The organism is Bradyrhizobium sp. UFLA05-89, assembly GCF_059803475.1.
The window spans coordinates 1-14069 of record NZ_JBANBA010000163.1; the positions used below are offsets into that span (position 1 = coordinate 1).

The 14069-nt window shown below is 63.1% G+C and carries 15 protein-coding genes; 9 read left to right on the forward strand and 6 right to left on the reverse strand.

The genetic code is table 11. The features are described 5' to 3' along the window. Positions 1-30 precede the first annotated feature (30 nt). Entirely contained in the window at positions 31-291 is a 261-nt protein-coding gene (locus SO139_RS42810; protein ID WP_449384312.1) for a hypothetical protein, read from the reverse strand. Positions 292-478: 187 nt separating this feature from the next. Here SO139_RS42810 and SO139_RS42815 point away from each other — a divergent pair, with 187 nt between their 5' ends. Together SO139_RS42815 and SO139_RS42820 are read left to right on the forward strand one after the other, a co-directional pair. Then, entirely contained in the window at positions 479-772 is a 294-nt protein-coding gene (locus tag SO139_RS42815) for a hypothetical protein (RefSeq protein WP_449384311.1), read from the forward strand. Between the two features lie 24 nt (positions 773-796). Then, a complete protein-coding gene (locus SO139_RS42820; protein WP_449384310.1) occupies positions 797-1027 on the forward strand; it encodes a hypothetical protein in 231 nt (76 codons plus the stop codon). Between the two features lie 115 nt (positions 1028-1142). On the opposite strand, the gene SO139_RS42825 is transcribed toward SO139_RS42820, so the two are convergent. Then, the gene (locus SO139_RS42825) at positions 1143-2165 is read right to left on the reverse strand and encodes a D-cysteine desulfhydrase family protein (RefSeq protein WP_449384309.1); all 1023 of its coding nucleotides are present in this window, start codon (positions 2163-2165) and stop codon (positions 1143-1145) included. A 296-nt stretch (positions 2166-2461) separates the two neighbouring features. On the opposite strand from SO139_RS42825, the gene SO139_RS42830 reads away from it, so the two are divergent. After that, positions 2462-3190: a helix-turn-helix transcriptional regulator gene (locus SO139_RS42830; RefSeq protein ID WP_449384308.1), complete on the forward strand. Its 729-nt coding sequence runs from the start codon at positions 2462-2464 to the stop codon at positions 3188-3190. Positions 3191-3328: 138 nt separating this feature from the next. Here the strand turns inward: SO139_RS42830 and SO139_RS42835 are convergent, their stop codons facing one another. Continuing rightward, the gene (locus SO139_RS42835; protein ID WP_449384307.1) at positions 3329-3886 is read right to left on the reverse strand and encodes a cytochrome P460 family protein; all 558 of its coding nucleotides are present in this window, start codon (positions 3884-3886) and stop codon (positions 3329-3331) included. Positions 3887-4201: 315 nt separating this feature from the next. Between SO139_RS42835 and SO139_RS42840 the strand changes: the two genes are divergently transcribed. Beyond that, entirely contained in the window at positions 4202-5353 is a 1152-nt protein-coding gene (locus tag SO139_RS42840; RefSeq protein ID WP_449384306.1) for an acyl-CoA dehydrogenase family protein, read from the forward strand. 21 nt (positions 5354-5374) lie between these two features. On the opposite strand, the gene SO139_RS42845 is transcribed toward SO139_RS42840, so the two are convergent. The 3 genes from SO139_RS42845 to SO139_RS42855 all read right to left on the reverse strand — a co-directional run bounded on the left by SO139_RS42845 (position 5375) and on the right by SO139_RS42855 (position 9473). Continuing rightward, on the reverse strand, positions 5375-6100 hold the full coding sequence (locus tag SO139_RS42845; protein ID WP_449384305.1) for an RDD family protein: 726 nt from the start codon (positions 6098-6100) through the stop codon (positions 5375-5377). Between the two features lie 62 nt (positions 6101-6162). Further along, on the reverse strand, positions 6163-8328 hold the full coding sequence (locus SO139_RS42850) for a sensor domain-containing protein (protein ID WP_449384304.1): 2166 nt from the start codon (positions 8326-8328) through the stop codon (positions 6163-6165). 422 nt (positions 8329-8750) lie between these two features. Then, positions 8751-9473, reverse strand: a complete 723-nt coding sequence (locus SO139_RS42855) for a hypothetical protein (RefSeq protein WP_449384303.1) — start codon at positions 9471-9473, stop codon at positions 8751-8753. 347 nt (positions 9474-9820) lie between these two features. On the opposite strand from SO139_RS42855, the gene mepA reads away from it, so the two are divergent. From mepA to modC, 5 genes are all read left to right on the forward strand, one after another. Beyond that, positions 9821-10765, forward strand: a complete 945-nt coding sequence (mepA, locus tag SO139_RS42860; protein ID WP_449384302.1) for a penicillin-insensitive murein endopeptidase — start codon at positions 9821-9823, stop codon at positions 10763-10765. A 250-nt stretch (positions 10766-11015) separates the two neighbouring features. Continuing rightward, positions 11016-11522, forward strand: coding sequence for a hypothetical protein (locus SO139_RS42865; RefSeq protein ID WP_449384301.1), 507 nt, complete (start codon positions 11016-11018; stop codon positions 11520-11522). A 190-nt stretch (positions 11523-11712) separates the two neighbouring features. Continuing rightward, complete coding sequence (modA, locus tag SO139_RS42870; protein WP_449384300.1) at positions 11713-12498, forward strand: molybdate ABC transporter substrate-binding protein; 786 nt, start codon at positions 11713-11715, stop codon at positions 12496-12498. Between the two features lie 28 nt (positions 12499-12526). Then, complete coding sequence (modB, locus tag SO139_RS42875; RefSeq protein WP_449384299.1) at positions 12527-13222, forward strand: molybdate ABC transporter permease subunit; 696 nt, start codon at positions 12527-12529, stop codon at positions 13220-13222. A 2-nt stretch (positions 13223-13224) separates the two neighbouring features. Then, entirely contained in the window at positions 13225-13887 is a 663-nt protein-coding gene (modC, locus tag SO139_RS42880; RefSeq protein ID WP_449384298.1) for a molybdenum ABC transporter ATP-binding protein, read from the forward strand. The last annotated feature ends 182 nt before the right edge of the window (positions 13888-14069 follow it).

The window sequence follows — 14069 nt, forward strand, 5'->3', positions numbered from 1 at the left end:
TGCCCGCCGTACGTCACGCCATCGTCGATCTCATCCTTCGGCCGCCGTCTCAACGGTGTCCATACTGCCGAAAAAAAATCCTTGAAAAACACTGGCGCAAACAGATTCTGCCAAAGTAGTGATAGGCCGTGTAGCCATAAACCGTTGGCGTGATGCGACGAAGGCCCCGTCCGCTTTGCCCCGTTGGCGATCAAGATCGCGCGGCCGCGAGAACATGTCGCGAAGGCCCAGAACCGGAAAATCTCGCACGTTCCGCGGCGTCTTTTTTGTAGGGAACACACGCACGATCATTTGGGGAAACTCGTCGCTCGAACGGCCAATCGCATTGACCAACCGCGTTATGGACGGCCTCCGACGGCAGCATCGACATCAACCGTGTGCAAACATCTTGCAGCGCAGCTACGGAACAACGTTACATCTGAGAGATCCGCGGAACGAAAAGGGGCGTCAGTCTTTCTCTGCCCTTTGGGAGGTGCCCATGACTTCTCAGGCCACGGAAGGCGCATGTGCGTTCGCCTGGCGGAACTACTTGCTGCTCCACAGCGGTGTCAGCGAGAACGACAACAGGCGTTCCGCCCTCTATCGCTACGTCACCAACCTGCGTGACACCGGCCAATATGATTTTGACCTCTTGCAAATAGCGGCAGTCGCTTACTTGAAAAACCTGGACGCACTGCAAGACGACGGAGCGGCGAGACGCGCGGCAGATCGAGTGTTGGCCGAGCGCCTGGAAGCACGCAGTGCGCAACCGACACTTGGCTTCAGCCCATAACACCAGAGCGAAGGAGCGAACAGCATGGCAGATCAGACCGCTAACCCAAACCGTTTCGCGCGTGACCCACAGAGCCGCATCACCGCAGTCACAGCAATCGGCATGAATGCGTTGAAGCCAGTCATGCACTTCCAGGTCTCAATGCTGAGGATGTGGGCCGATAGCATCGAGAGGTTCGCGGGCAATTACCAAAAGGATTTGGAAGAAGCCGCGACCGAGGTAAAGGAACAGTCAGACAAGGAACGCGCCGCGTAAATCGACGCGATTTGTGAGGTGTTCTCTTTGTGAGGTGTTCTCCAAGAGCAGCGGCAAGAGCGGCGGCGTATCCGGCCGCCGCTCGAGGCGATGAGCGGGCTAGCGAATGGACCGATCAAATGCCGAGCACACTCTGGTAGGCGAACAGAGCCGGAACTCCGCCAGTATGAACGAAAACAACATCCGTGTCGGGTTGCCATCGCTTCGCCCGAACGAGCGCGATCAGGCCGGCCAATCCTTTCCCGGAGTAGACTGGATCTAGGGTCAAGGCTTCGAGCGCTCCTGCAAGCTTGATGGCCTCGATGGTCGCCGCATGCGGCACGCCATAAGCCGGACCAGCGTGCCCGGCGACGACCTCGACATCGTTCTCGTCGAAATCGGCGCGGATCAAATCGGCTGCGGCTCTTGCGTAGGCGATAACGTCGGAACGCACGCGCTCCGGTTCGGCATCGATGTCGATGCCGATGATCCGCGTCTTGGGCATCGCAACCGATGCCCCGACAACAAGACCGGCCTGTGTTCCCGCGCTGCCGGTGCAATGCACGATCGCGGCGGGGCGAATGCTGAGCCCCCGCGACTGCTCCGCGATCTCCACGATTGTCGATGCGTAGGCAATCGCGCCGAGTGGATTGGAAACGCCGTATGGCACGAAATAAGCCCGACGACCTTCGGCCCTGAGCCGGCTTCCCAGCTCCTCAATCGCAGCGTTGCGATTTCCCGTCCACGGCACGTCGTGGAGATGCGCGCCGAATAGCCGATTGAGCAGCGCATTTCCCGAAGTTTCGTACTCAGGGGTCGGCGGAGCCACGCGACCGTGGTAGACAGCGAGATGACACTCCAGCCCGAGCTTGGCTGCCGCGGCAGCGACCTGGCGTTGGCTGTTGGACTGGACGACGCCGCCAGAGACCAGCACGTCAGCCTTGGATGCGACGGCGTCGTGAAGCACGTAATCCAGCTTGCGCAGCTTGTTGCCGCCAAAGCCGAGACCGGTCGCGTCCTCACGCTTCACCCATAGGCGTGGCCCGCCCAAATGCGCAGTCAGTCGCCTCATTGGCTCGAGAGGTGTGGGCAGGCTCGCGAGCCCCAGGCGCGGAAACACCGACAGCCTGGAGGCCAGAGCCGATACGTCTCCCGTCATCATGTCGTCGAGACTACAGAGGCAGTCGACTTCCGCAAGGGGGCAGCAACGGCCTGCGCCCGGGAGACGCCTGACTGGTCGGCTCCGGGCCGATCAGCGGAACCATTCCATTGAGCGAGGCTTCTCCCTTCTAAGCCCTGAGTGAAGAAGTGAGGCCGCGTTGGGACAGCGCGGCTGTCAGACTACATCGCTTGCTCCAGGGAAGGCGTTGGCACACCTCCGTTGAGGGGGAACGCCGCCGCTATGTTACAAGGGCACGGAGGGAAGCAAGACTGCCGCTTAGTACGAGAGGGCCAGTGGAGAACATTCGCTATCGCGCATTTGAGTTCGTCGAGAAACTGCAGCAGCTTCCCGAGACTGCAGGCATCATGGACGCATTGCGCGAAGCGCTCAGGCAGCACGGCATCGAGTATTTCTGCTTCAGCTTCGTCACCCTCAGAGCAAACGAGCGCACCGAAGATATCATCCTTGGTGACGAGTTCCCGGACGGTTGGGTGAAGCACTATATCGAAAACGATTACGTTCATGCTGATCCCGCCGTCCGATATTCCAGGACGGCGACTCGACCCTATCGATGGGTCAAGGAGGCCCCCTATGACGCGCGGCTTGAATTGAAGACGGTCGAGATGGTGCAGCGGGCGTGGGACTGGGGCCTACAGGATGGATACGTGGTCCCGGTTGCCTCACCTGCCGGCCGGTTGGGCCAGGTATGGTTCGGCGGCCACGAGGTCAAGCTGCCAGAGGATGAACTGCCTGCGCTGCATTTCATGGCGTTGTACGCGTTCGATCAGGTGCTCAGGCTGCGCGGCACGCCCGATGTGCCGCAGATCATCCTATCGGAGCGAGAGCGCGAGGTGCTGACGCTGGCGGCCATCGGCCGGACGAGCGATCAGATCGCAGAGGCGATGAATATAACCGAGCGGACGGTGAAGGAGCACATCAAGAACTGCTGCAAAAAGTTGGGCGCGGTAACCCGCACGCAGGCTGTGATGATTGCGATGCGCGACAGGATCATCCAGCCGTGAGAGTTCTAGCGCAAGTGAGACGTCGGGGCCAATGACCGGGCCGCATCCCATAAGCAGCCCTGCCTGAGGCTTCGACCTCAATCCAGAACGAGCACCGGTTCGGACCAATCAACTTCTTGGCCGAGGCAATCCCAACACTCACCTCTTTCCGTACTCCGTGAAGACATAGTCGCGGTTCTGCACAACCGTATGGCACGCGAACCCGCACTTCGCGTCATGTTCCTGGGGCGGAGTGCTCGCCTCTGTGGAGGGGCTAAACGTATCGGACGCCGCGTCATAGTCGAACGCGCCCCATCCCCATCCGCCGCTGTCCGCGAACCTCTTGCTGTCCTTCACCATGAAATCAACGTCGTGCTGGGTGCCCGGCACCGTTGGCTGACCTGGGTAAGCCTCTTGTTTTTTCGGGTTCCAGTGAATCTTCGCCATCTTGGCGCCGTCCGGGAAAGCCTTGCCATTGCCGGGCACGCCTTCCTTGTAAGCACCGATCATTGCCGGATTCCCCACGATCACGGCGATCGCGCCTCCGTTCTCGCTGATCGCGATCACCGGCCAGTCTTCGTATCCTCTAAACTCGGAAAACGCGAGCCCGTTTGGTACCTGCACCGTGTACTTGTCCTGCGCGGAAATCGCGGCGCCAACCGTGAAAACGACGATCGACGCCGAAATACCAAGACCAATCAGCGTGAGTTTTTTCATTGTCGCCTCCTTCGTTGATTTAGCGGACGACGGCGATCGACGACTCCTTTGGAAATTGCGTCGTCGCATCGCCCTCTCCGAACTGCGCCGACCATTGCTCACCGGGAACGTGACTACAGCATGAATTTGCGCGTTGCGAAACGTCTGCGGGGCCGTCGGCCGGGTGATGTCCGTTTCTGTCCCGTAAGCGAGATGCCCGGCTCGGCACCGATGCGTTGCCCCGGAATGAGGAGCTTCTCACCTTGATCCTTCCCGCTGGATGGACCACCATCCTCGTCCTCACAGCTCACGACAAGAATGGGCGAGGAAACGCGGATGACCCAACTACCTGGATTTGGCCTGGTCGAGCGGGCGCGGGCGCTTGCGCCGCTGATCGGGCGCGAGGCGGATGCAATCGAGCGCGAGCGGAGGCTGACGCAGCCCGTCGTCGCAGCTCTCATCGAGAACGGGCTTTATCGCGCGCTGCTGCCGCAGAGCCTTGGCGGCGCCGAGGCTGCGCCTGAAGTTTTCATGCAGATGCTGGAGGAGATCGCGAAGGCGGATGCCTCCACCGCCTGGTGCCTCGGGCAGTGCGGCGTCTGCGCGATGATCGCGGCGTCGCTCGATCACCACGCGGCGGACGAGATCTTCAACACACCGCCCGGCATCCTCGCCTGGGGTGCGGTTGCGCATGCGGCGCGCGCGGCCGATGGCGGCTACCGCGTCAGTGCGCGCTGGGATTTTGCCTCGGGCTCGCGGCAGGCAGGCTGGCTGGGCGCGCATGTCCGCATCATCGGTGCCGACGGAGCGCCACGCACAAATGCCGATGGCTCGCCGGAAGTGCGCACCATCCTGTTTCCGGTCACGAGCGCAACGCTGCATGATGTCTGGCACGCGATCGGGCTCGCCGGCACCGGCACCGATTCCTATGAGGTCAACGATCTCTTCATTCCTGAGCGTTTCACGGCATTCCGCGACGTGCCGTCTGCTTTACGCGAAACCGGTCCGCTCTACAGGCTTGGCACCGGCTCGACCTTCAGCCTCGGCTTTGCCGCGGTGTCGCTCGGCGTCGCGCGGGCGACGCTGGATGCGGCCATCGCGCTGGCGCGCGGCAAACACCAGTCGCTCGCAGCGAAAGCGATGCGCGACAATGCAGCCGTTCAAGGCCTGATCGGCCGCACCGAAGGCGATCTGCGCGCGGCGCGCGCCTATCTCTATGCGACGGCGGGCGCGATGTGGCGCGAGCTGACCGCTAGCGGCGAGTTCAAGGAGCCGCATCGCTCAGCCGTGCGGCTGGCATCAACCTGGACTATCCAACAATCAGCGAAGGTGGTCGATATCGCCTATCGCATGGCGGGCGCGACCGCCGTGTTCCGCAACAATCCGTTCGAACGGCGCTTTCGCGACATCCACGCGATCGCCCAGCAGATCCAGGCGCGCGACACGCATTATGAGGATGTCGGAAGGGCGATCCTGTCGGCGGGCTGAGCCTGCGACCCGATCCTTCGGCTACGCCCTGCGCGCACCGGGCAGGCGGCCGCGCCAGCCCATGCCGATGACCAGGGCGAGCGCCAGGAGCAGCACCGTGGCGGCAGCAAAGCTGACGATGCGGTCGCCGCCCGAGCAGACGTCGCGGTCAAGGCAGGCGCTCGAAAGCATGCCCTGTTGCAGCAGGGCGCCAAGCGCCATCACATAAAGGACACCGCCGAGCACGAGATAGGCCATCGTCACCAGCGCGCGGCGCAGCCGTGACGGCATCGCGGCGTCATCGAGCTCGCGGCGCTCGGTGATGAATTGCGATGACGTCGCCTTGGCGAGATCGCGGATCTGGACGGTGGAATGCGTCAGGAGATCGTGCACCGCCTGGTTGCGGCGCGTCGCCATCATGGTCAGGAAGGAATACCAGCTCAGCAGGCTCTTGATGGCGAAGCGCGCGAATGCCTTCCTGAAGGTCAGATTGCCGCCGCCATCATCGACGACACGCAGGTTGGTCCAGTAGTGCCCGAGCGTGCCGCCGGCGCGCGATACCAGCACCGGTTCATAGAACACCAGGATCAGCACGACCGCCATGCCAAGGACGCGGGCAATCAAGTCGCTTTGCAAATTGCTCGCCAGCGCCACCGCGCCGAACAGCAGGGCCATCGCCAGCATCCAGTCGAGCAGGATGGCTTTCAGCCGCCGCGCGCACCGGGCATAGCGCGGGGCGTCAGACGTGACTGGGGTAGTGAGGCTCATGGGGGACCGATCCCGACATTCCGATTCAATGATCAGACGCCGAGACTCAAGCAGAGGTTCAATCAGGCCACCAGCGCAGCGTGCTCGTCGCCCGTCGCGTCCACCCCGCGCTGCGCCGCGAGCAGGCTGACGATCTCGGCATTGGGGCGGGCCTTGGAGAACAGGAAACCCTGCCCCTCATGGCAGCCCTCGGCGCGCAGGCAGCTCAGCTCGACCTCGGTCTCGACACCCTCGGCGGTGATGGTGACCCCTAGGCCTTTGCCGAGGCTGACGATCGAGCGGATGATCGCCTGCGACTCGCGGTTGGCGCTGAGATCGCGCACGAAGGACTGGTCGATCTTGATCTTGTCGAAGGGGAAGCTGCGCAAGTAGCTGAGACTCGAATAACCGGTGCCGAAATCGTCCATGGAGATCCGCACGCCCAGCGCGCGCAAGGCATGCAGCGTCGCCAGCACCTGGGCGCTCTTTTCGAGCAGCAGCGTCTCGGTGATCTCGAGCTCGAGCCGAAGCGGCGGCAAGCCAGAGTGCTTCAGCGCCTCGGTGACCATCGAGAGCAGATTGCCGCTGCGGAATTGCAGCGGCGACAGGTTGACGGCAACGCGGACGTCGTCGGGCCAGGTCGCGGCATCCGCGCAGGCCCGGCGCAGCATCAATCCGCCGAGCAGATTGATCAACCCAGTGTCCTCGGCGACCGGAATGAATTCGGCCGGCGACACCATGCCGCGCTCGGCATGTGGCCAGCGCACCAGCGCCTCGAAGCCGGTGATGCGGCCGCTCGAAAGGTCGATCAGCGGTTGATAGAACGGCCGCAGCACGTCGTTCTGGATCGCGTCGCGCAGCTCCACCTCGATCTTGCGGCGGCTCTGCGCCTTCGCATGCAGCGCCGCCTCGAAAAACGCGAACGTGCCGCGCGCATCCAGCTTGGCGCGCGACAGCGCCATGTCGGCGCTCTTGAGAAGCTTCTCGGAATCATCGCCGTCGCCGGGCGCCATGGCGATACCGATGGAGGCGCCGATCACCACGGAATGGCCGTCGAGCAGATAGGGATCGGCGATGGCCTCCAGCAGGCGTTTTGCCAGCCCCACCGCATCTTCCGGCCGGGTGAGGCCGCTCTGGACGATGACGAATTCATCCGAATTGAGCCGCGCCAGCGCGTCTTCATCGCGCAAGGTGGAGCGCAGGCGCTTGGCGACGCCGCGCAGCAGCTTGTCGCCGATCGCGTGGCCGAGCGTGTCGTTGACCGCCTTGAAATTGTCGAGCCCCAGCATCAGCACCGCGACCTTCTCAGTGTTGCGGCGCGTGTGCAGCAGCATCTCGTCGATCTGCTGGCGCAGCAGATTGCGGTTCGGCAGCCCGGTCAGACCGTCATGCTGGGCCATGAACGCAAGCCGCGCCTCGGCGCGCTTGCGTTCGGTGATGTCCATCAGCGCCAGCAGCACCGCCGGCCGATCGGCGTAGGTCAATTGGCGCGAGTAGATTGCAAGATCGATCAGCGCGCCGTCGGCCTTCACGTGCTTCCAGGTGCGCGCGGCCTGTTCCTCGCTGCTCCGGCCGCTTGTCCAGGGCAGCTCGCTGTCGAAGGCCTGGAGCGAGCGAATCGTCAGCTTCTCGAACTCGGCACGGCTGTGGCCGTAATGCGCGACCGCGGCGTCGTTGACGCCGAGGATGCGCTCATCGTCCAGCGCGCAGACGATCATGGGCACGGGATTGCCGTCGAACAGCAGGCGGAACGAGGCCTCGCGCTGCTTCAGTTCGGTGATGTCGACGCGCAGACCAACGACGCCGCCGTCATCGGTCAGGCGCTCCTCGATCATGATGACGCGGCCGTCGGCCAGCTTCTGCTCGTGACGCGCGCCGGGTTGATAGAGCTTTTGCAGCCGCTCGGCGATCCACTCGTCCTCATGGCCGATCGCTTCCGGATAGTCGCCGCGCGCAACGCCGATGCGCAGCGTATCCTCCAGCCGCGCGCCTTCCGCGAACAGATCGGCGGTCTTGTTGTAGATCTCGGCGTATTTCTTGTTCCAGAGGACGTAGCGGCCCTCGGCGTCGAGAAACACGATACCTTGCGGCAGCAGGTCGATGGCCTGGCGCAGCCGCTCGTGCGATTTGCGCGCGTCCGCGATCGCAGCTTCCGCTTCCGCACGGCTCTGCACGAGCGCATCGGTCTCGACCGGAAGATCATGCGGCCTCGCGCGCTTCGACGCCGGCTTGCGCGACCGTGCGGCCACCCTGGTGAGCGCCGTCCGCTTTCGCTTTCCTGCTTTTCGAGAACCCAAACTCAACTTCGCCCGTCCCACTCGCGCTTGGCAGTCGCGAGTTGTCGGACAAGTGTCTGAAAAAACGGTAATCCTGGGTGCGGCGACCCGCCGGGCGCGTCGCCGACGCAATCGCGCCGATTGCACTTCTTGTCCATTTGCAAGGCGACCGCGCGTTGACCGGCGCGATAGACGAATGTGGTGGTCGCTATGGGAAGGAGGGTTGGCGCAAAAACGCGCGCTTCCTATGAATTGATTCCGAATATGTGTCCGTTTGTATACAGGGCACCGCAATTCCGGGCGTCATCGCACGAATATTGATCAATCCAGCATAGGGTTATTGCGGCGTTAAGAAAGGACACCGTCCCGTGGGGCTGAGTTTTCCCGGAAAGAATCTAATCAGCACCCGGCGACTTCGGCACGACGGCTTTCGCATTGTGGTCGGACAAAACTGCCGGCACGTCGAACTTGCCGGTCTCGAGATCATATCTGCAGCTCCAGCTGTTCACCACGCCGGTCTGCGTGGGCTTGCGGCCCTTGACGTCGGCATCCCCCGACAGACTGATCAGGATATAGCGGTTCGCCGGCCAATCGGCGCCGAGCCAGCGATAGTTCTCTTCAAGCCCCCTCACCAGATTCGCCGACATATGATATTCCGGCGCCTTCTTGATCTTTCGCCAGTCGGGACGCGTCTTCAGATAGTCCCACGCCTGATCGCCGAGCGGCTTCTTGCCCGCGGAAACGTAACCATCCGGAGCAAGGCGGTACAGATAGAGCATCGACTCACCCGAGCCGGTCTTTTGTAAGCGAACGATCCAATTCACATCGTTGGTGAAGAGAAAATCCGCCGGATAGCCGGCCGGCTCCGCATCAAGAAGTGTGAATGCGCCCTGCCGGCGCGCCCAGAACTGCCATTTCCAGTCGTCCGTATCCTTGTTCAGGTATTGCTCGATCGTTGTCGCGCCATCCGGCGATGCCTTGGTGTATTTTTCTTCGATCCTGTAGCCCGCGGGCGGGGCTGCCGGCTGCGCGGCGGACGCCTCATCGCAGACGCCGATATTGCAGGCAACGAGCAGGCCGATCCAAGATGGCTTGATCCAAGATGCACTGCCCTTCATTTTCTGGCTCCCTTGATCCGGTCATGCGATTAGTCGCGCATGTCCCGATCAAGTTCGTTGTGGAAGCCACTCGCAGCAGCTTTCACCACCGCAAGCGGACCTTCGACCGTGAACCTTTGCGGCGGGACCTACGACAAACAACGGCCATCGCCGTAACAGCGGCGCGTGTCCATTGAGATTCCCATTCCTGTCGTCAGCATCGTTCTCATCCTGGGTGAAGTAATCTGACGTCTTGCAGACCGTCGCGCGGTCTCTCGCGCACCTCTGTAAAGACACTGTGAGTTCGTGCCCGCTCGAAAGCCTGGTTCTTAACCCTGAGGCGGCGTTGGGTTATAAGGGATGTCAGCATGAGTCCCTGCCGCTTCGCCTCCCTCCTGCTTTTGCTTGTTCTCCTGAATGCCGGCGGCGCGCTGGCCCAGGACAAGGGCAGCGTTAACCCAAAACCGCTGCCGCCGCTCGCCAATCCCAACGATCCCAAGATCGGCGCGAAGGAGCTGTTCGCGCGAAAGCTGCTGCCTTCGTCGGGGCCGGCGCATGTCATCGGCTCCTACGTCAAGGGCTGCATCGGCGGCGCGGCGCAGATGCCGCTCAACGGCGACAACTGGCAGGTGATGCGGCTGTCGCGCAATCGCAATTTTGGCCACCCCGACATGATCGCGCTAATCAAGCGCCTCGCGGCCAAGGCGCACAAGGATGCCGGCTGGCCGGGCATTCTGGTCGGCGATATCGGCCAGCCGCGCGGGGGACCAGCGCTGTCGGGCCATGCCAGCCACCAGATCGGGCTCGATGCCGACATCTGGCTGACGCCGATGCCGGACCATCGCCTCTCGCGCGAGGAGCGCGAGGAGATGTCCGCGGTGATGATGGTGCGCGAGGACCGGCTCGACATCGATCCAAAAGTGTTCACGCCCGGCCACGTGCTGGTGCTGCGCGACGCGGCGCAGGAGCCGGCGGTGCAGCGCATCTTCGTCAACCCCGCGATCAAGAAGGCGCTCTGCCGCGAGGCCAAGGGCGATCGCTCGTGGTTGTCGAAGATCCGCCCCTGGTGGGGGCACGACTATCACTTCCACATCCGCATGCGCTGCCCGCCCGGCGCCAGCGAATGCCAGGGCCAGCCGTCGCAATCCGAGGACGAAGGCTGCAAGTCGTCCGATCTCGCCTACTGGTTCAGCGATGGCGTGCTGCATCCGAAGCCACCGCCGGAGCCACCCAAGCCGAAACCGCCGATGACGCTCGCGCAAATGCCCGCAGCCTGCAAAGCCGTGCTGCGCGCACCGGACGCGAAGCCGTAGCATCGGCTTGCACGCTGCCGCCTCACACTCAATCGTCGTCCTGACGAAAGCCAGGGTCCTGGATCTGCGCTCGCTCCGCTCGCTTGTCCAGGACGACACGGATGGTTGGCTCGTACCACACGAATGCGCTAGGATCGGCCCGCCGCTGTGCCGTAAGCACGCGACATCTCGGGATGCGCGTCCCGTTCTTCGACAGCAAACCTGACTACACGCGGGCGGCACCACCGCGCCGCCAACGATGAGATTTGACATGCGCGCCCTCACCCTCCTTGCCGTGCTCTTCGTCAGCACGACCTCCGCCCTTGCGGCCGAAGAGCCGAGCGGCTGCGACAAGTTCAAATGGCCGATCGAGCGGGAACGTGCCGCGCTCACCGCACCGGACCGCGCGAAGCTCTCCTCGGGCAGCGAGCAGGCGGCCGTGCCGGCATCGGCCATCGCACTGACGCTGGTCGCGCCTGCCGACGCCAAACTGCCCTCTCCGCCGGAGCGCGCTCCGAAGGACGGCACTTTTGCCGGCTTTGCCAGCTTCAAGGCGGCACCCAAAGCCGGCGTCTACACCATCAGCCTGTCGGCAGGGGCCTGGGTCGACGTGGTCCAGGACGGGCATTTCCTCAAGCCCGTCGCCTTCAGCGGCGCGACCGACTGTGACGGCATTCGCAAGACCATGAAATACGAGCTTTCGGCCAAGCCTTTTGTGCTCCAGGTCAGCGGTGCGAAAGAGAATTCGGTCTCGATCGCGATCCTGCCCGCGGAATAGGCATCATCGTTAGACAAACGGTCGCCTTTACCGTAGGCCCCAGCCTGCTATGTTTGCAGTGCGATATCCCTGCCGGCCGTAAGCCGTTGCGGGGACTAGCGGAACAGCGCTTCCGTCGGTCGCGCCCAACCCATCTCACGCCAGATCTGCGCGTGCGTTTTTGCGCGCGACCTCGCACGGAGCGCTATTCATGTTTCGATTTGCCGGACTTTTCACCGCCTTCGTGATCTTCCTTGGTGCGGCCCTCTCGCCAGCGGCCGCCGAGGACAAGACGATCACCGTCTTCGCCGCCGCCTCGATGAAGAACGCGCTCGACGAGATCGACGCGGCCTACACCGCCAAGACCGGCGTCAAGTTTTCGGTCAGCTATGCCGCGAGCTCGGTATTGGCAAAACAGATCGAGCAGGGCGCGCCGGCCGACGTGTTCGTCTCCGCCGATACCGACTGGATGGACTACGCGATTTCCAAGAAGACCATCAACGAGCCGACCCGCGTCAACCTGCTCGGCAACAGCATCGTTCTGATCGCGCCCAAGGATTCGAAAATCGACAACGTCACGATCGCCCAGGGCTTTGACCTCGCCAAGCTCGCCGGCGACGGCAAGATCGCGACCGGCGACGTGAAGTCCGTGCCGGTCGGCAAATACGCCAAGGCCGCGCTGGAGAAGCTCGGTGCATGGCAGGCCGCCGAGCCGAAATTCGCCATGGCCGAGAGCGTGCGTGCCGCGTTGACGCTTGTTGCGCGCGGCGAAGCCGCGCTCGGCATTGTCTATTCGACCGACGCCAAGGTCGAACCGGGCGTCAAGATCGTCGGCACCTTCCCGGCCGAATCGCATCCCGCGATCATCTATCCGGTCGCCGCGACCACGACCGCGAAGGGCGAAACTAGCGACTATCTCGCCTTCCTGCGCTCGACGACGGCCAAGACGATCCTCGAAAAGTATGGCTTCAAGTTCCTGATCAGCCCCACAACCTAATGCTTGCAAACTTGATGCTTGCGACTTGATGTCCGCGATCACATCGGCCGAATGGACCGCGATCCTGCTTTCCTTGCGGGTCGCGGTCATCGCGACGTTGGTGGCGACGCCGTTCGGCATCGCGCTGGCTTGGCTGCTCGCGCGGCGTGATTTCTGGGGCAAATCGCTGCTCGACGCGCTGGTGCATCTGCCGCTGGTGCTGCCACCGGTCGTCACCGGCTATCTGCTGTTGCTGACGTTTGGCCGGCGCGGTCTCGTCGGCGGCTTTTTGGCGGATTATCTCGGCATCGTCTTCGCGTTTCGCTGGACCGGCGCCGCGCTCGCCTGCGGTATCATGTCGTTTCCGCTGCTGGTGCGACCGATCCGGCTCTCGATCGAGGCGATCGACCGCAGGCTCGAGCAGGCCGCGGAGACACTGGGTGCTGCACCCCTCAAGGTGTTTTTGACGGTCACGCTGCCTCTTGCTTTGCCTGGTGTCCTTGCCGGCATGGTGCTCGGCTTTGCCAAGGCTATCGGCGAGTTCGGCGCGACCATCACTTTCGTCTCCAACATTCCCGGCGAGACCCAGACGATCTCCTCAGCCATCTATTCGCTGATCCAGACGCCGGACGGCGACGCTGCAGCGGGACGGCTGGTGATCATCTCGATCGTGCTCGCGCTCGGTGCGCTAATCGCGGCCGAATGGTTCGCGCGGCGCGCGACCGCACGGCTGCACGGGAACTGACCATGCTGCGCGTCGACGTCGAAAAGCTGCTCGGCGAGTTCTCGCTTCAAGCCTCCTTCGCCAGCGAAGGCCGCGTGACCGGCCTGTTCGGCGCATCGGGTTCCGGCAAGACCACGCTCGTCAACATGATCGCCGGCCTGCTGCGGCCCGATCGCGGCACGATCGTCATCGACGGCGAGACCGTCGACGACACCGCCGCCAGCATCCACGTGCCGGCCTATCGCCGGCGCATCGGCTATGTCTTCCAGGACGCGCGGCTGTTTCCGCATCTGAACGTCGCACAGAACCTCGACTATGGCCGGCGGATGAACCGGCTGGCGCATGATCCTGCGCAACAGAAGCGCATCGTCGATCTGCTCGACATCGGCGCCCTGCTCGATCGCCGGCCCGGAAAGCTCTCCGGCGGCGAGCGCCAGCGCGTCGCGCTCGGACGCGCGCTATTGTCGAAGCCGCGACTGCTGCTGCTCGACGAACCCTTGGGCGCGCTCGACGAGAGCCGTAAGCTCGAGATTCTGCCCTATCTGGTGCGGCTGCGCGACGAGGCCAACGTCCCCATGGTCTATGTCAGCCACGACGCCGCCGAGCTGCGCCAGCTCGCCACCCAGATCGTCATGCTGCGCCAGGGTCGCGTGACGTCGTTCGGCGGGGTGAAGGTGCTGACGTGAGAGGAGAGAGATTTGAGGCACTCCACTTGCCTCAACTTCCACTGTCATTCCCCGCGAAGGCGGGGAATCCAGTACGCCGCGACCTCTCGATAGAATCACTACCGCCTCTGGAATACTTGTATGGGCTTGGTCAAGGATGAGTCGTTGTTAGATCATTTCAGATCATCTCCTTGTTCGAAGGA